This is a genomic window from Sulfidibacter corallicola, from assembly GCF_017498545.1.
In the GTDB taxonomy this organism is placed as follows: Bacteria; Acidobacteriota; Holophagae; order Acanthopleuribacterales; family Acanthopleuribacteraceae; genus Sulfidibacter; species Sulfidibacter corallicola.
This window is the reverse complement of record NZ_CP071793.1, coordinates 2,967,421-2,985,672: the sequence shown is the minus strand read 5'-3', so window position 1 is coordinate 2,985,672 and position 18,252 is coordinate 2,967,421. Positions and strand designations below refer to the sequence as shown.

9 protein-coding genes are annotated in these 18,252 nt (G+C 60.3%); 6 read left to right on the top strand and 3 right to left on the bottom strand.

The annotated features are described in order from the left end of the window. Positions 1-6 precede the first annotated feature (6 nt). Positions 7-2,601 carry an S-layer homology domain-containing protein gene (locus tag J3U87_RS08545; RefSeq protein WP_237382622.1) on the top strand — a complete coding sequence of 865 codons (2,595 nt, stop codon included), beginning with the start codon at positions 7-9 and terminating at the stop codon, positions 2,599-2,601. A 13-nt stretch (positions 2,602-2,614) separates the two neighbouring features. After that, positions 2,615-11,257 (top strand): putative Ig domain-containing protein, encoded by an 8,643-nt coding sequence (locus tag J3U87_RS08540; RefSeq protein ID WP_237382621.1) that lies wholly within the window; start codon positions 2,615-2,617, stop codon positions 11,255-11,257. 121 nt (positions 11,258-11,378) lie between these two features. Here J3U87_RS08540 and J3U87_RS08535 read toward each other — a convergent pair whose 3' ends face one another. Together J3U87_RS08535 and J3U87_RS08530 are read right to left on the bottom strand one after the other, a co-directional pair. Continuing rightward, positions 11,379-12,224 (bottom strand): cupin-like domain-containing protein, encoded by an 846-nt coding sequence (locus J3U87_RS08535; RefSeq protein ID WP_237382620.1) that lies wholly within the window; start codon positions 12,222-12,224, stop codon positions 11,379-11,381. Beyond that, a complete protein-coding gene (locus tag J3U87_RS08530) occupies positions 12,217-13,095 on the bottom strand; it encodes an alpha/beta fold hydrolase (RefSeq protein WP_237382619.1) in 879 nt (292 codons plus the stop codon). Before J3U87_RS08530 ends, J3U87_RS08535 begins: the two co-directional genes overlap by 8 nt. 209 nt (positions 13,096-13,304) lie before the next feature. Between J3U87_RS08530 and J3U87_RS08525 the strand changes: the two genes are divergently transcribed. From J3U87_RS08525 to J3U87_RS08515, 3 genes are all read left to right on the top strand, one after another. Then, on the top strand, positions 13,305-14,471 hold the full coding sequence (locus J3U87_RS08525; protein ID WP_237382618.1) for a methionine aminotransferase: 1,167 nt from the start codon (positions 13,305-13,307) through the stop codon (positions 14,469-14,471). Positions 14,472-14,586: 115 nt separating this feature from the next. Further along, a complete protein-coding gene (locus J3U87_RS08520) occupies positions 14,587-15,351 on the top strand; it encodes a nitrilase-related carbon-nitrogen hydrolase (protein ID WP_237382617.1) in 765 nt (254 codons plus the stop codon). A gap of 79 nt (positions 15,352-15,430) precedes the next feature. Then, entirely contained in the window at positions 15,431-16,078 is a 648-nt protein-coding gene (locus tag J3U87_RS08515) for an HAD family hydrolase (protein ID WP_237382616.1), read from the top strand. Positions 16,079-16,411: 333 nt separating this feature from the next. Here J3U87_RS08515 and fabD read toward each other — a convergent pair whose 3' ends face one another. Continuing rightward, positions 16,412-17,371 (bottom strand): ACP S-malonyltransferase, encoded by a 960-nt coding sequence (gene fabD, locus J3U87_RS08510; RefSeq protein WP_237382615.1) that lies wholly within the window; start codon positions 17,369-17,371, stop codon positions 16,412-16,414. 601 nt (positions 17,372-17,972) lie between these two features. Between fabD and J3U87_RS08505 the strand changes: the two genes are divergently transcribed. Continuing rightward, complete coding sequence (locus J3U87_RS08505) at positions 17,973-18,236, top strand: hypothetical protein (protein WP_237382614.1); 264 nt, start codon at positions 17,973-17,975, stop codon at positions 18,234-18,236. The last annotated feature ends 16 nt before the right edge of the window (positions 18,237-18,252 follow it).

Genomic DNA, 18,252 nt, shown 5'->3' with positions numbered 1-18,252 from the left:
TATCTGATGAACCAGGTATGGATCTTACTGTTTTGGGCGATGGCACCTTGCGGCGATCGATTAGATTTTCCAAATGCATCCGTCACGAACGAGGGCGGAAGCGAGGGGTCCGGATATCTTTACACGACGCTCGAACACACGCGATCGAGCACCGATTCGCTGGTCAACAATTGGCCCGATGAGACCGGATATGCCGATCACCTGAGGACCCATTACCTCTATTCCCCGGAAGACTACTGGTTTGACAAGGGCGACGCCGAAGACCCGTTCAAACCAACCGGTACGGGTCTGCCACTCGGAGCCCGAATACCCATCGTGTTGGTGCATGGCTGGCAAGGCAAGCCCGGTTCGGCGAATCCCATGGCCCAAATCCACGATGTGGATTCGGCAGCTTCCTATTGGGCCAACCTACTTAAATTTTTCGACAAATTGGATCCCTACCGCATTCATTTCAAAGTGTTTCTATACCGCTACCCGACGTACAAACATGTCACCTACAACGCGAGCATTCTCAAGCATTTTCTCGATTGGCCCGGATCGACCGACAACGAATTGCGCCGCTTCTTCAAACGAGTGGACGAGCCGTCGTTCGATGACAAGGCCATCTTCATCGGCCACAGCATGGGCACCATCGTCTTGCGTTCCGCCTTCGAAGAACACGACCTGCCGACTCAGTACGCCGACAAGATCCTGCTGCTCAGTGGAGTGCACCACGGCAGCCCGGCAGCCGTGCCGAATTGGGTTGGGGGAAACACGGTGTTCAAAGATCTCTATACCTTTGGCGCCAACGATCTGCAATGGGACAACTACGACGGGATTCTGGGCTCTCGCCATTTGATGGAAACCTTTGGAGAAGAATACCCACGTGATGTACTCAGAATCATTGCCTGGACATTTCCGGGTATTGTTCATGCTTCGGAAGCAAGAAACTTGGATCATTTATTCGACGAGATACAAGATCGCACTGTAACAGAAGTGAGGATACCGGAAACGGATTGTTTCGATCATTACTATCGAAAGGAACTTGAAAGGGTATTGAGACGAGAGGATGTAGTGTTGCCGGTAGTCGATGTCTTCGGCGACACAGGCGAACCTTGGAATATCGTATTGAGATATTATTACAATGTGCTTGGTCCCAATAGAACTCAAACCTATGCACTGCCTGTCCTCTTGAATCCATGGCTTACTCGTGTGAACATGCTTTATCAATATAAGATGAGTGAATCTTATAAGCGTAAATTGTATTTCTTTGGGGGAATCAATGCCAACGGCGGCCGCCCGGGAAATCAAGGTGATGGAACGAAAAATAACAATATTTCTGATGTTTGGAATAATTTGGCATTCGGAATTGCCGAGGATGGGGTTCAGGAATTGGGCCCCGTCCGTATGGGCTATGGTTATTTGAATGACGGGCCTTCACCCGTCACCAGCCAATTGTTCAACCTTCGCTATTCCTACGACTCGATGATCGTTCCTTCGGCTCCGCCCGAGGGAACGAAATCCGTGACAATGTATTCCCCCTGGCAACGAGAGGGCATGGTTCAGGGAACTTCGTACATCGCGTATTTCCACCCCGAACCGACCGATCATCTGACCGTGGCCGACATGCAGGGTCGAACCGGGTACCAAGGTGATGGCTTCCACACCCACGTCCTGTTCATGGATTACCATCACGATCGCATGCTGAAGGGTTCCTATCGTACGAATCCCGAGGATTTGGAAGGAGAGGGGCTCAGCGGGATTTACCTGGAAGAAGATCGCAAGGCATACATCGAGGCAGCCATCGAGGGCACCTGGTCACCCACTTTAAATGAAGGGGCAAGAGAGGACGACGATTTCAAGCGGTGTTGTTATGTGCCTGACTATCTTATGGCTCCTCCCGTTGAATTCATGAAGACCATCAACAAGATTCGATACGAGCCGGTGTTCTTGGCGATCGCTCACCTCATCGATACCAAGATCCTGAAGGGTATGCTGCGGCACACCGATGTCTTACCTTTTTCGGACGTTCCCTCGAACGACGAAGCACTGATTCGCCACCTGGCGATCGCTCACAAGAAAGGGGTGATCAACGGCTATCCCGACGGTACCTTTCGCCCCGGTGGGCAAGTCACGCGACTCGAAGCACTGGTCATGACGATCCGCGCCATGGGATTGAGCGGAGTGACCACTGGATCCCTGCCTTATCCCGACCTCGATGCCACTTCCTGGTATGCGCTCCCTGTGGAACTCGGGATTGCCTTTCACAACCCGAATGTCGGTGCGGATGCCGGCACCGGCATCGACATCCGCCGGGTGTCTTTCTTTCCGACCGGTCAGAACTTCGAGGCACATCGCCCGATCACTCGCGGCGAGGTCGTCCACATGCTCGCCAACGGAGCCAGGCTGGAAGTGGACGGACCTCCACCGACGGGGCCCCACCAAGAGCCTTCGTTCACGGATCTGGAAGGTGATCATCCCCATTATCCCTGGATTCGTGCGGCTGCTGGAGAGGGCTGGGTTCACGGATATCCGAGCAGCGAAGGCCCTGTTTTTGGCGCCGATCAGCCCTTAACCCGCGCCGAAATGGCCAAGTTGATCGTGAAAGCATTTTTTGAGTGAGGATGGTGTATCCATGTTTTACTTTCGATTTCCGAGTCCTCTGTCCCACTCCCAGGTTTGCGTCCTGTTCTCGGTGGTCGCGGTTCTGTGGGTAGTTCCTTTGCAGGCCGAAACCCTGGTCGTCTCGCGCTCCGACCTTTCCATCGCCATCCCCGACGGAGCGTCCGATGGCGTTCGCTACACGCTGGAATTCGGAGGCGCCTCCCAAGATGCGGTGGTGACCTCTCTCGACTACGCCCTCAAGGTGGCTTCCGTCGATGTCGAAGACATGGAAATCATCTTGGAAAGCCCGACCGGAAAACGACTGATCGTGTGGCGCTACGGCACGGGTGGCACCACCGATCAGGGTGAGGATGACGACAGCGCCGATGACAACGACATCTACCTTCAAGGTCGGTATGACTTGGTGGTGATGGATGGAGAGCCGGTAAACGGAGCTTGGAAGTGGTGGCTCCGCGACCTGCGCAACGGGAACCCCGGCCGGCTCGAATCCTGTGAATTGCGGCTCGACACCAGCCTGGTCCGCGCGCGAACCAGCCACAATACCGATGTCGACGATGGCCGAACTGCAGTGGTCTCGCTCACGACGGGTGACGTACCCGACAACGCCATGGTCACCCAGGTGCGGTACAAGCTGAAAATCACCGACGTGGTCGTTTCCGACATGGAGATGCGGCTTCGCAGTCCGGACGCCTACATCGCCAGTCTTTGGCCGCGAGGGACCGGCGGTGCCACCGATTCGGGGCACGATGACGACGCCTCCGACGATGACGACATTTGGCTGAATTGGCGCGAAACCGACGACTTTCAGGGTCGACACCCGGAGGGAACCTGGCGGTTGTACGTATACGATCGCGTCAGCAACGGTCAAAGCGGATATGTGGATTTCGTCGACCTCAAAGTCGACTACGCTGTGCCGCCCGGCGCGCCCTCGAGCCGACCTTCCGTTTCGGTTCTGGGCCCCCACACCATACGCGTTTCCTGGAGCCCCGTCTCCGGCGCGTCCCGCTACCGCTTGGAGCGCCAAGAGGGAACCAGCGGGGCATGGCACACTATTTCCTGCGAAACATCGCGTACCTACACCGATCGAAACTTGGAACCGGATACGCTCTATCGCTACCGGGTTCGCGCCGGACTGTCCCAGGCTTACTGTCATGGAGAGCCGGGGTGGAGCGCGCCGGGACGTTTGCAGCCCGCACGCACGGAGCCATTGCCCGTGCCATCCAGACCTTCGCCGCCGAACCCCCAACCGATCGACATGACGACCGTACGCGTCGATTGGAATAGGGTGACCGATGCCGTCAGGTATCGCCTGCAGGGGAGAGCGGTCGGGGAAACCTGGCGCGATTTGTACTGTGGTAGTGCACGTTCCTATACACACACCGGCCTGCAGCAAAACACTACCTATGCGTACCGGCTCGCAGCCGGAAACGAGACCTCGGATTGTGACGGCACGACCGGTTGGTCGTCGTATTCCGCCGAAGTCGACATTCACACCGACGACCCCCCGCCCAGGTACCTTTCCGGGAGTGTCGAACCCCAGACGGGTTCTCCGGGCGATGAATTCCACTTCGTCAGCCGTTGGCATGATCCCGACGATTACGTGGTCGACGTCAAAGTGCGCTACCGGCGCCAGGGTGGGGGCTGGCGTGAGGCGGTACTTTTCTGGGAGGACGAGGCTTTTTCGCGAAACGTGGTGGTGGATGGCGCGCCGGGTCGCTATGATTTCGAATTCCAGGCCAGCGATGCCGACACGCCCGAGGGGGGGCGCAAACACACTACCGCTTGGACCGGGGGCGGCAGTTTTTCCTTGACGGGGGATTCGCCGGCATATGTCAACGTCAGCGAGCACGCACAGGCCGCAGCCCACTTCCTGGTTCAGGCCGGAGTGCTCCAGCTTCCCGAAGATTTGGATCTGGCGGGAACGCGCCCGGCGACTCGCGCAGAATTTGCGGCCATGATCTTTCGGGCCCTCGGTGGCGGGCTGGGTCATGCAGCGCGCAGCTTTCGCCAATGGTCCGACCGAGCCCAGCCAACCGTGCCTTTCGGAGATATCCGCGATCCGGACACTTGGTTTTTCGACGCGGTGGCCTTTTTGGCCCACCTTACCTATATGGACGACGATCTCGCCATCTCCGTATTCAACCGAGAGGACGACGGCCGGCCGGTGTCGCTCTTCATGCCCGAACGCCATCTCGCCCGGAGGTCGGCGGTCAAGGCTTTGATGGAGGCGTGGAATCGACGAGTCATGGATCCAGCCGCCGTCGAACCCCATATGTTGTTCGACGATCTTCCGGCCGAGGCTCCTCTGGCGGGCTACGTTTACAGAGCCAAAGCCCTTGGCGTGGTCAGCGGTGAACAGGACGGCGGCTCTTTCTCGCCCGACAGGCCCATCCTGCGCGAGGAGTGCTTCCTGATGCTGCATCGGATCATGGCTGCCGATGCCAACTTGAACGGTGATATCGATGCGTTCCATCCGCATGTCATCACCGCGGCCGATTTCGCCTGGTCGCAAGACAGCTCCACCTTGGGTCAGTGGTTCGACCAGCCCTTTGTTGCGGGTATCGAGCCGCCAACAGTGTCGCTTTCCGTGATTCGGCCCCTGAGCATCGAAGGCGAGGGGAGTCCGTATGCTGGCCTGTTTACCGCGGTGTTAGAGGCTGAGATGACCGATTTCGTCGAAGGGAGCGTGATCGATTCGCTGGGAAATGTGCGACTTGCCTACCCTTTCTTCCACTGGCAGGCACAAGGCGGCCGCTTCGTAGACGAAACACCGCCCGGGGCCGCGATTCCCTTCAGTCGCGTACGCTGGATTGCGCCCGATCGATGGTCACCCCACACCGGCCCCGTGGCCTTCGAAATACGACTTTCGGCAGGCGACGGTCTGGGCTCCACCATTATGAAAAGGCAGGTTCTCACTTTGGACCGATCCGCTCAGGGTGGAATTCCTCCCAGCGTGTCGTTCCTCGATACGACGTTACTGGCCACCAGCGGTGAACCATTCACCATCCACGGGTTGGCGAGCGATTCGAGGACCTCCGGTGAAGAACCGAGCCGGGTGGGGATTCGTGAAGTGCGTCTGTTCATCGCCGACGATGCCGGAAACTGGGAGCTGGTGGTCGCCGACGTGCCGGTCGACACGGATCATCGATGGACGGCCACGTGGCTTGCGCCCTTCACTCCCGGCAGTTATCGTCTGCGGGCCGTCGCGCGCAACATCGCCGGCTATGTCGAATCCGCCGAGGCGACGCTGATTGTCGCGCCGGCTTTCGTCGTCTCGGGTTATGTGTCTGGGCCGGATGGACGGCCGCTGGTCAATGCCCGCGTCGTGATGAACGGGCCCGATGCCGTAGTTCTTGGATGGACGGATGAACAGGGTCGTTTCTCCTTGGCCGAGGGCCTGACCGCGGCGACATACTCCCTTCATGCCGAGTGGCAGGATCTCGTCGGCCCCAGCCTCACGCTGACGTTGGATGTCCACAATCGCCAGGTTTGGCGCACACTCGTGTTGGATGGCCGGCCGCCCTTTTTGACTGCCCGGTTTCTCGAGGCCGTGGCTCGCCGGCCATTCATCGTGACCGTCACCGCCGACGAACCCCTGGCCGATGTGCCTCGGATTACCCTTCAAACAGCGGCCGGCACGGTGTTGCATGGAGATGGCGTGCCCAACGACGATTCGGACCGCCTTGTTTGGCAAGCTGAATTCGTGCTCCCCTCGGAACCCGGATTGGCGAACATGGAACTGACCGGCACCGATCTCTCGGGAAACGAGGCCCGAGTCGATTTGAACGTCACCATCATCGATCTGGATATGGATCGGGACGGGCTCCCCAACGATTTCGAGACCCTTCACGGCTTCGACCCGCAGGATCCGACCGACGCCCATGGTGATCCCGATGGTGATGGTCTCGACAATTTGGGCGAGTTCGCGGCCGGAACGGATCCCCGTCATCACGACAGCGACGAAGACGGCATGCCGGACGGGTTCGAACTCGATCACCAGCTCGACCCGGATGATTCTCGCGATGCCCAGCACGATCTCGACGGCGATACCCATTCGAATGTAGCGGAATACGAAGCCGGTACCGACCCGAGCGACCCCTCGAGTGTTCCCAACCGCACACCGGTGTTGGTCGCCGAAGTGGGTGACCGTCAAGCTCGTGTGGGTCGGGTCTTTTCTCTGGATCTCGCCCCGTTTTTCGAAGATCCCGATGGCGATGCGCTGGTGTTTTCTGTCACGGAAATGCCTGCGGGGTTCGACCTATCTTCAGCGGGCCTGCTTCAGGGGACACCTGCGATCGAAGGTCTCTTTCCCGTCGCCTTCGAGGTGGCCGACGATCGAGCCACCCCTCGGTCGGTTTCACATCGCTTCGATCTGCACGTGGCTCGAGGCAATCGGCCTCCGACCTTGCGGCAACCCATTCCGGACGTGTCATCGAGGGTCAATGAATCCCTCTCTTTGGATCTTCAGGCATATTTCGAGGATCCGGACGGGGATGCGCTTCACGTTTCGGCCGAGCCCCTACCGGAAGGCCTGGTACTTCTTGCCGACGGCCTCCTGCAAGGGGCGTCGAACCAGGCCGGCACGATGATCGTGACCGTCGTGGCGACCGACGATGGCGAGCCCGCCCTTCAAACCGAGACGACCTTTCGCATTTCGATCGACGCCAATGGCTTTGATCCTGTCTTCGCGTTTGTTCAATCCGGTGGCCAGGCCGAATCCGTCGATTGGTTCACGACCCTTCGTTGGACGGACGACAATACCCCCAATGTTCATGTATCCGCGTTCTATGCGAACGACCCGACCAGTGAATCCGGCACGGCGATTTTTCGGGGGATGCCCCTGGAGCGCGAGATCAATCATTTCGACTGGGACACGAGAGAGGTTCCGCCCGGCACCTACCACCTCTTCGCTGTCGTGGCGGACGATCACGGGAACCAGGTCATTCGTCGAGCCGCCTACCCCTTGGAAATCGCGCATCGACACGCGCCGGTGAGACTGGATTACATCCGCACCGGCGAAAGCCTCGACCCGCTGAGGGTCCACGCGATCAGCACCAACAGCCAGGGGCATACCCTGGTTTCCGGTTACTTTCACACCCGGGTGCGGTTGGGCGATAGGTTGTTGCACGCATCCGGTGAAGGGACGAGTGCCTTTCTCGCTCGCTATGACCAACGGGGCCGGCTCCTATGGGCTCGCGAATACGGGTCATCCAGGGCGGTGCATTTCTACGATATTGTCCTCGATGAGGACGGTCGCATTTTCGCGACCGGATTCCTCTTGGGCACGGTGCCATGGCTGGACTCGAATCCACCGGGTTCCGGCGGGCATCGCGTGCTCGTCGCCAGTCTGACCGAAGAGGGCGAGCCCGTCTGGGTTCATGTGACCGAGGGCGGTCCCACTGCATACGGAACCGAGTTGGCCCTGGATGCCCAGGGCCGCGCGCACGTGGTGGGACGTTACACCCAGGACCTTTCGATTGGCGGTCACGATCTTCCCGGTGCGGGTTCGACCTTCTCGGTGTTCGTCGCCAAATTCGACCACGAGGGTCGGGTTCTCTGGGCTTCCGCGCCCGAGGGCACGGGTAGCGCCAACAATATTCACCTGGCCTTGGATTCCGATGACCGTATTCATGTCGCGGCCAATTATCAGGGTTCCCTGGCCTGGGACGATCACGAGTTCGACCAGCCTGAACCCTGGCGAATCTTCCGCGCCGAGTTGAACGATCAAGGGCGCGTCGTCGACTGGCTGGGATATGGTGGGGGAGCCTATGCGGAACTTCTGGATTTCGCGATGGCGCCCGACGGGGTATTCTGGTTCGCGGGTCGATTTTCGGATGATGTCACTTTCGGCGATGACGTGTTGCAGTCGGTAGGGGATCGAGACGGCTTCGTGGTGCGCGGTCGAGAGGGTTCCCTGGCGTGGGCGCGACGAGCCGGAGGCCTGCGATTCGACGAGTTCTCCTGTTTGGTCCCCGACGGCCAGGGCGGCGTGTTTCTTGGTGGCACGACCGCCCGCGACAGCGTTGCCGCGGTTGCCGACTTCGGCACCTGGCAGTTGCGTGCTCGAGGTCCGCAAGCCGGCGTTCTCGCTCGAGTCGATGAAGAGGGTCACTTCACATGGGTCGATGGGGCGAGTGGGTTCGGTACCTCTTCCATCACAGCGATGTCGCTTGGCACCGCCGGGTTTCCCTTGATCGCCGGCTCCCATGCCGATCGCATCGCGATCGGGCCGGCCGAGATTCAGGCGCAAGGAAGTGTCGACTCATTCTTGGCGCAAATGGCCCCACTGAGTGTGGAGCCCGTAGCGGATTCGGCGCGATTTGCGTTCGTCGAACCCGACGGGTTTGAAGATGTGGCTTTCAACGAGTTCCTCATCCGTTGGCAGGATCGCGACCAGTTGGGAACCGGTGGGCGAATCTCCCTGTATTTCGATGTCGATGCGGACGGCGCAGATGGACACCTCATCTTGGCCAATCTGAACGAACGCGATGCCGGTCTGGCCAACAGTCATCTATGGTCGACGGAAGGCGTCGAGCCTGGCATCTATTACCTCTACGCCCACATTCGAGACGACCATGGCGGTGATCGAATCGTGTACAGCGACGATCCGGTCGTCGTAGGTCGACCGCGTGGTGGTGTGTTGGCCCGAGTGATCGAGGCCACGCCGATTTCGCCCGCGGGGAGTGATTTGTTTGTCGCAAAACAGGAAGTGGATCGAGAAGGCCGCCACTACCAGGTCGGTACCCTGCGTGGATCTGCTGTTTTCGGGAACCGTACCGTTAGGCCTTTGGGCGAAGCCCAGGGCTTTGTCGCCAAATACGGGGCCGATATGTCTTTGGAATGGTTCCAGACCTTTCCCGTGACCGAATCGAGTGGGTTCGAAGACTTCCATTTGCGGGAGGACCAGGGGAAACTGCAGGTGGTCGGGACCTTTTCCGGGACACTTCGACTACCATCGGGGGAAGAAATCTCCTCGGCCGAAACGGCGGTGCTGAAGTTACTACTGGATGTGGACGGCAATTTGGAAGAGGCCCGGATTCTAGGCCATGGCTTGGGTTCCGGAATTTGGCGATTCGCCGCAGACGGCTCCTGTTATCTGGCAACTCATTATCGGGCGGGGGCTGTGATCGGCGACGTGACACTCCCACATGTGGGACATACGGAAGCCCTTCTCGCTCGTTTCGACTCCGAGAGTGCCCTGGACTGGGTGCAATCCATGGTCGGTGGGGAACACGAACAGAGCGAGGCTTTGGTGCTGACCGAGGCGGGAGACCTCATCTGGGGAGGGCAATTCCATTCAGGCGCTCAACTGGGCGATCGACAACTCCACTCTCGAGGCCATGTAGACATTTTTATGGCCTATCTCACTGCCGATGGTGCCCTTCAATCGCTCCGGACATTAGGTAGCGAGTTCCCCGACGCCCTGGACACCATGGCGTTGGACGACGCAGGCAGTGTGTGGCTTGCAGGGAGGTTTCAGGATCGATTGGTCGTAGCAGACCACCAAATTGCCGGCGAAAGCGAAGGGATCAATGGTTTTCTCCTGCGGTTTCACCAGGATGGCGATTTCCACTGGGCTCGCGTTTTCCACGGCCAAGACCATTATGGCCGGGTTTTCGCCGAAGTCATGACCAAGACCCGCCGAGGGATGGTTCTCGGTGGCGGTTTCTATGGTCCTGTTCACATGGGTGGTATGGGTTTGATGTCCTTATGGGATCACGATCGGTTTCTGGTCGAATTCGATATTGGTGGGGAACCGCTTTGGGTTCGTCGCCTTGGCGGGTGGGGTCGGGACTCGCTCCGACGTGTGACTTACGATTCGCAAACCGACCGGTTGGCTGCATTCGGGACCTTCGCCCATCACACCCGATTGGGGCCCCACACCTTGCTCGGGGACAAACGTTCACAGGCTTTTCGCCTGGTGTTGGATCTCGTCGATCGGGGGTGCCTGCCCGGCGATGTGAGCGGCAACGGCGAAATCCTCTCATACGATGCCGCGCAAGTCTTGAAACACGACGCGGGAATTCCCTCCGTATTCGAACCTCTTCCCGCCTGCCTGGCCGACGTGACCTGTGACGGTTCGATCAGCGCCTTGGACGCATCCATGATCATGCGGGTGGCGTCAGGGTTGGATGACGAATTCGCCTGTGTCACCCTGGAGAAGGATGGCTTCACGGAAGGGACCGCGACCGCTCCCGATTTAGACCCGGAGCTCGGAGAACGATTCGACTATTCCATGGGTCTGGAGCTCCCCGGCACGGGGATACGATCGTTCGCCTTCACCCTGAGCTACGATCATCAGCTTTTGCAGATGGATGGATCCAATCTCGAGCACGATTTACCGGACGATTGGATGGTTTTCTCGGAGCGGGCCGCTCTAGGTCACTTGCGGGTCGCGGCCGCCGGACGGGAACCGCTGAAACGAGATTTCGTCCACTTGTCGATTCCGACGCTGGCCCTGAACGAGGGAGAAGCATGCACCTGGATCGATCGGTTGGTTTTCGACGAAATACCGCTCGTTCCAGGTCCTCTTTCGTGCCTCCGTATCGGATCCGGTTCCTGCGATGGTGAGGATCCTTTTCAAGGGATCTTGTCTCGTTGGACCCGTTCGTTCAATGTCTTGGGTCTTGTGAGAAGGTGTCGTTGTGAGTGACGCCTTTTGGGAATCGCGACGGGGCCGAGAACCCATTGCAGCGCCGACTGGGGTATCCGAGATCTCGAATTCGAACGTGTGTGCTCGCTTGTCCGCGGCTCCGCTCGGGCGTGCCCCGGCGTCATCGCCAGGCCAGGGCGGCGATTTTGGCGATCGTCGCCACCTTGCGCAGCGGCCGGCGCCCGTCCCGCTCCCGCCAGATGTCGGCCAAGAACGCCCAGCGGTTGGTGGCGTCCACGTAGTTGACCGAAACCGAGATCGAGGTTTCCGGCATGTAGGTGGTGTGCCACCACCAGGCCGGAATGAAGAGCGTATCGCCCGGGGTCAGCGTGCCCGTGTATCCGCGGACTTCGGCGAAATCCGGGTAGGTGTTCAAATCCGGATCGTGGGGGTGCTCGATGCGGGAGTGGGTGGGCACCTCGGGCTTGGGGTAGACCCGCTTGGTTTGGTCGGGCCCGTACAGCCACACCGATTTGGTGCCGTACACCTGCGTGACGAAAGCGTGGGTGTGGAAGGTATCGCGATGGAGCACCGGAAACGAGGCCCCGTCGCCTCCCAGGAACAGGCCGATCTTGCCGTCGGGCAGGAGCCCGGCGTGAGGAAATCGCGCGTGTTGCAGCAGGTTGCCATGCCAGATCTCGGGCAGGGGTTCGATGTCCGCGACCACTTCCGGCAGGTGGTGGTAGATGTAGTGGTTGTGCAGGTAGGGGGCCGGTTGCGAGGGTGTCGAGGCTTCGATCGCGTCGACCAGCTCGCCGAAGCTCAGCGACCGGCCTTCGACCCGCACCGGCCTGTCGCCGAAGTGTTCGCGAAAGAAGGACGGTGTCCACCTGGCAAGCGCGCCCCAGTGGGCCACCGCGCCGCGGATCAGGACCGGGCGACGGGGGCGGGCATAGTCTCGGGTGAAAACCGCGCGGTCGATCGCCGACGACACGGGCAAGGGTTCGAGTCCGGGAGCCTCAAACATGACCGATGGATGCCAGGAAGGCCCGCAGGACCGCCGTGAAGGCCAGGGGCTGGTCCAGGACCACGTGGTGGTGCGCTTCCGGAATGGCGACCAGCGGAACGAAATTGAGGCCCAGTTCGTTCAGGTCGACGCGCACCTCGTTGCCGACCAGGGTGCTGTCACTGCCGCGGAGCAACCACCAGGGGCAAGCAATCTGCGAGAGGAACGGCTTGACCGACCGTCGATCCGAGGTTTCGAAAACGTGGGGATCGAACTTCCAGGTCCAGCCACCCTCCGATCGTTTCAGCGATGCCCTGGCGATGGCGTCCACGATGAAATCGTTGGCGCAGGGTTGGGCCGGCAGCAGCCGAAACCGCTCGACGGCCGTTTCCAAGTCGGGGTAGTGGCGAATGCGAGGTCCGGCACTGGGTGAATCGGGATCCGGCGTGCCCTCGGGGAAGCGGGTGATGGGGGAGTCGCAGATCAGGGCGCCGGACCAGGCTTCGGGAAACGTCGCCGCACAATACGCCGTCATCAGGCCGCCCATGCTGTGACCGACCAACACCGGTCGATCCGCGAAACCGATGTCGCGGTGAACCGCCATGACTTCTTTCGGCCAGAACCCGCCGTAATTGTCGCGGTGCCCGCTGTCACCGTGCCCGCTGAGATCCAGGGCGGCAATGAAATAGTCGTCGGCGAAAAGCGGTGCGAGGAAGCGCCACCACTCGGCGTGTGCCAAACCGCCGTGGACCATCAACAACCCCGGTTTTCCGCGATCGCCCCAGGTCAGGACGCGGATGTCGGCGCCTTCGACCGGAATCGTGTGGGTTTCGAACGGGTGGTTCCAGGCACGGTCGAACCATTCGGGAGTGGGGCTGGTGGCATTGGACAAACGGATCCTCCTCGAGCAAATCGAGTCATTGTAGCCCGGAACGGGTTGTGTGCTCCAGGGTTCCGCTGGAGGGAGAGGTCTTGGTTGCAGAGGGTACCCGTTCGGTTTCCGGAAGGACGGATCGCCACGAACACTCTCGAGGATCGCGCAATTTAGGTATAATGCCTCGCGGAAACCCTTCCCCTGAAACCAACGCCAAGGAGCAGTTCATGCCACAGTGGATGTCGCGGAAGCTTAGACCCTACAGTGCCAGTATTTTCGATTCACTTGGGCGCAAGGCGCTGGAAAAGAAGTGCATCAATTTGGGACAGGGTTTTCCTGATTTCGACGGACCCGAACCGATCAAGGAAGCGGCCCGCAAGGCGATTGCCGAGGCCCACAACCAATACGCCCCCCTGCCCGGCGTACCCGTGATGAACCAGGCGTTGGCGGAAAAATACGCCGCGGAGGCGGGTCTGGAGTTCGATCCCAAGCGTGAGATCACGGTGCTCAACGGCGCCACGGAGGCGATGTATGCCGCCTTGACCGCGATCATCGAACCGGGTGACGAAGTCATCGTGTTCGAGCCCATTTACGACACCTACGTGCCCACGATCGAAATGTCGGGCGGGCAGGCCGTGCCGATTCCGCTGGTCGCGCCGGAATTTCGCTTCGATCCCGACCGGTTGCGCGCCGCGTTCAACGAGCGCACCAAGGCGATCATCATCAACACCCCGCACAATCCGACCGGGCGCGTCTTCGACGAAGCGGAGATGGGCCTGGTTCGCGATCTCTGCGTGGCCCACGACGTCATCGCCGTGACCGACGAAGTTTACGAGCACCTGCTGTTCGACCAACATCGCCACATCCACATGGCGGCGATGGAGGGCATGCGCGACCGCACCATCACGATTTCCTCCACAGCCAAGACCTTTTCCATGACGGGTTGGAAGATCGGCTACACGATCGCACCGCCCGCCGCGACGGAGGCCATTCGCCGGCTGCACCAGTTCATCGCCTTCGCGGTGGCGACGCCGTTTCAGTGGGGCATGGCGGAAGCGATCCAGCGCCGCGACAGCCTGATCCCGCCGTTGCACGCGGACCTCGCCGCGAAGCGTGAACGCATTTGCGCGGCCCTGTCCGACATCGGTTTCAAGGTCATCCGGCCGGAAGGCACCTTCTTCGTACTGGCCGACTTCTCGGCGTTCAGCGACAAACCCGACCTGGAATTCGCGATGGACCTGCTCGAATCCGAGGTGGCCGTGGCCGCCATTCCGATCAGCGTGTTCTACAAACATCAGGACGAGGCGCCCTTCAATTACCTGCGGTTCTGCTTCGCGAAAAAGACCGAAACCCTGGATGCCGGACTCGAACGGCTCGCCCGTCTGAAGGGATGAACCAGATGAATCATATGTTGGATCTCCGGCCTAGGAAATACCCGGCTGGGCGATCCCGACGCGTGCCTGGACGCTTGTCGCCCGGCACCGCGCGATGGCCGGAAGGAGGCTGATTGTGGCTCGATTGGGATTGATTCAATTCGATATTCTCTGGGAGAACGCCGCGGGCAACGCCGCACGGGTGCGCGACCTGGTACGGCAAGCGATACGGACCATGGATGCGGCCGACGCGTCGTTCGATCTGCTGCTGTTGCCCGAGCTCTGGTCGTGCGGGTTCACCATGAACCACGAGGCCCACAAATCGTTCGACATCGGCTTTCAAACGATGCAAGAGCTCGCTCGCGAGTTGGACTGCGCGGTCATGGGCGGGTTACCTCACAAGGTCGAAGGCGGCCAGGAGAACCGTTGTTACCTGGTCACGCCCGACGACAGCCGTCATTACGCCAAGCTGAAAACCTTCAATTACGCCGGCGAACACCTCAAGTATCGGCCCGGTTCCGAGGCCATGCGTTGGGAAGTGGCGGGCCTGCAGATCAGTCCCTACGTGTGCTACGATCTGCGGTTCCCCGAGCTGGTGCGCCCGATGATGCCGGAGACGACCATGGTCACCTACGTGGCCAACTGGCCGTCCGCGCGGGTTCATCACTGGCGCAGCCTGTTGGTCGCGCGTGCGATCGAGAACCTGTGCTACGTGGTTGGCGTGAACCGCATCGGCAGCGACGGCGCGGGCCGCGAATACGTGGGTTCCTCGATGGTCGTGGCGCCGAACGGTGACGTGCTGCTCGATTGTGGTGGGGGCCAGGGTTTGTTCGCGGTCGACATCGACCCCGGCGAGGTGGCGCGCACCCGCGAAAAGTGGCCGTTCCTGGCCGACATGTGAGGCCGGTCGCGGCGACCTTCCGCCGATCGACCCGCAGCCTGGCGCCTTTATCCTGGTTTCAAGTGAAGAAGAGGTTTTCATGTCCTCCACATCTCGTTACGACACGCTCATTTTCGATTGGGACGGTACCCTGATCAATTCGATTCCCCGGATCCTGGCTTGTTTCGAGCGGACCTTCCAGGCCTCCGGCGTGGCGCCGGTTTCGGCCGAGGCCGCTCGGGTGTTGATCGGCATTCCCCTGCAAGACGCATTGCGACAGCTCGCCGGTCCGGATGCGGACGTAGACGCAATGACCGCCACCTACCGCGAGATTTGGCTGGGACCGGAGCTGGCCCTGTCCCCTTTGTTTCCGGGCGTGCCCGAGATGTTGGGCGCTTTGAACGCGGCGGGGTTTCGCATCATGGTGGCCACGGGCAAATCGCGCGAGGGCATGGAACGCGAGACGGGCCATTACCAATTGGATCGATTCTTTTCACACACTCGCTGTGCGGGGGAGAGCCTGCCGAAACCGGAGCCGGCCATGTTGCACGCGCTGGTCGCGGAGAGCGGCGCCGATGCCGCGCGTTGCCTGATGATCGGCGACAGCGCGCTGGACCTGGAGATGGCGGCCCGGGCGGGCATGGATGCGGTGGGCGTGACGAGCGGCGCCCACGGTCGTGAGGCGTTGATGGATCACGCCCCGCGTGCCTGCTTCGACGTTGTCACCGAGTTACGGGCGTGGCTGTAGTTCTGGAGGGGATGGCCCATCGGTGGGAGCCTTCCGGAACCTGATTTCGCCGCCGAAATCGTCGACCAACGTGAAATCATCGTGACCGATCAACCCGATGGTGCGACCTGGCACGGCCTGATTCCCGTCATCGGGTTGATCAAAACAACCAACAAGGCCTAAAAGAACCGTGTCGAAGGCCGCGCATGCCATGAGACTGTCCTTCGAGCCGGGGAAGGTCCCCGCGAAGCCTCGTCACAGAAGCGGCCCGACTTAGGGTTCCTCCCAGGAAAAAATGCTTTTTCCCGAGGCGATTCGAGCCGTTCGCGTTTGCGCTGAACGGCCCGAAATGACTCAAACGGCTGGGGTGGTCAGTTCCCATGCGCTCCAGTTTTCCAGCTTCTCGGGGTTGTCGACCACCAGGGTCTCCATTTGGCCCGGATCGGCGGCGATCGCCTTCATCATCTTGGCCAAAACACCTTTGGGCCCGAACTCCACGAAACGGCGCACGCCCTCGTCCCACGCGTATTGGAGCGCGGGGCACCAGCGCACGCCACTGCACATCTGCCGTTTCATGTTCTCCTTGATGGCCGAACCGTCCTGCTCCGGTGTACCGGTGACGTTCATCAGGACCGGGATCCGGGCGTCGGCGAAGGTCACCGTGTCGATGACGTCGTTGAACGGCGTTTCGGCACCTTTCATCAGGGGCGAGTGCCAGGCGCCGGAAACCTTCAATTTGCGAACCCGACCCCGAACCTCGCTCACTTTTTCGGTCAAGGCCTCGATGGCCGCTTCGCTTCCGGAAACCACCAACTGCTCGGGCGTGTTGAAATTGGCGAGGCAGATCAGGTGCTCCTCGGCCAGCTCCTCGACGATTTGGGCGACGATCTCGGGGGCCAGCTTCAAGACCGCGCCCATGGCGCCGGGATTGGCTTCGGCCTGGGCCTGCATGAGGCGGCCGCGTGCGGTCGTCAGTTTCAAGCAATCTTCCACGGTGAGCACACCCGCGGCCGCCAGGGCGGCGTATTCACCCAGGCTGTGGCCGGCGACGAAGGCGGGCTCGGCGGCACGCGTTTCGACCGCGGCGCGATAGCAGGCGAGGACGACGGCGGTCAACGCGGGCTGCAGGTTCCGAGTCTCGGTCAGGGTTTCCATGGGGCCTTCGAAACAGGTGGCGGCGACGTCGAAGCCGGCAATGTCGCTCGCACAGGTGAAAAGATCGCGTACGGAAGCGAACCGGTCGTGAAGGTCGCGGGCCATCCCTACGACTTGGGAACCCTGGCCAGGGAACAGGAACATGGAATCAGCGTTCATGGTTTCATCACTCCTTAAGTGTCGCATCCCTCGGGTCGATGCGGCTCCGCCACGGGAGCGCGCGTTATGGGAACACCGGGCTCGATTGGAAACAGGACCGGCACGCAAATGAATGGGAAGCACGGAGGCGATGAACAAAGTCGGGCGTGTCCGATATGGGTGTTCCGATCGATCGAGGGACTGGGTCGAAACTTGCTCGACCCGTGTGGGTGTCAGGTGCACGTTCCCCATCAGCGCAAAAAGAAAAAAATGAATCGAAGCTCACGGAAAGGGCTGCGGCACGATGACATACCTCACAAACGGCACATCATAACAGCAGCCTCACACGGGGTCAAAACCAGAGAGGGCCCTGGCTGAGATTTTTTCCTGAAAAGGGCTCCGCGCACTTTGGAGCCCGGGTATGGGTTCCAAAGTAGCACTTTTCATTTCAGTGGCTTAGCTGGGGTGGGCGATCGCGTTGCGATACCCAAAACCTCGTGTCTCGAGGGCTCGCATGATTATCCGGCCAGCGAAAATGGCTTTGTATGCGTTTATAACTGAATTTTCGTTATTATAGGTTTTTGGCATATTTTGTCGGTTCTTAAAAAATAGGTGGTTGGCTATGCGGGAAATCAATCGCCCTTTCCCATCCATCACGGTATTTCCTGGCGAAGTGCCGTCTTGCAGTGCCTATTGCGGCCCGATTCGGTTGACGGAACGGTTCATCCATTCCAGACAAATCTCGGGCCAGCGCGGCACGGTCCCGCTCGGTTTCACGTTTCAGGGCCGGTTGATCTGCACCTTCCATTCGACCGATCCGCTGATCCGGGAAGCGACCGCCGTCGCCATCGCCGGCACCTGCTTCGACCTGTTGGAGCACGCTTGAACCACGGCGAGCCGAC

Bases quoted from the DNA above. Each gene is read 5' to 3' on its own strand.
- J3U87_RS08535 (WP_237382620.1), bottom strand. From the start codon at position 12,224: ATGTTTGAGGCTCCCGGACTCGAACCCTTGCCCGTGTCGTCGGCGATC.
- fabD (WP_237382615.1), bottom strand. From the start codon at position 17,371: ATGAACGCTGATTCCATGTTCCTGTTCCCTGGCCAGGGTTCCCAAGTC.
- J3U87_RS08525 (WP_237382618.1), top strand. From the start codon at position 13,305: ATGCCACAGTGGATGTCGCGGAAGCTTAGACCCTACAGTGCCAGTATT.
- J3U87_RS08505 (WP_237382614.1), top strand. From the start codon at position 17,973: ATGCGGGAAATCAATCGCCCTTTCCCATCCATCACGGTATTTCCTGGC.
- J3U87_RS08515 (WP_237382616.1), top strand. From the start codon at position 15,431: ATGTCCTCCACATCTCGTTACGACACGCTCATTTTCGATTGGGACGGT.
- J3U87_RS08545 (WP_237382622.1), top strand. From the start codon at position 7: ATGAACCAGGTATGGATCTTACTGTTTTGGGCGATGGCACCTTGCGGC.
- J3U87_RS08540 (WP_237382621.1), top strand. From the start codon at position 2,615: ATGTTTTACTTTCGATTTCCGAGTCCTCTGTCCCACTCCCAGGTTTGC.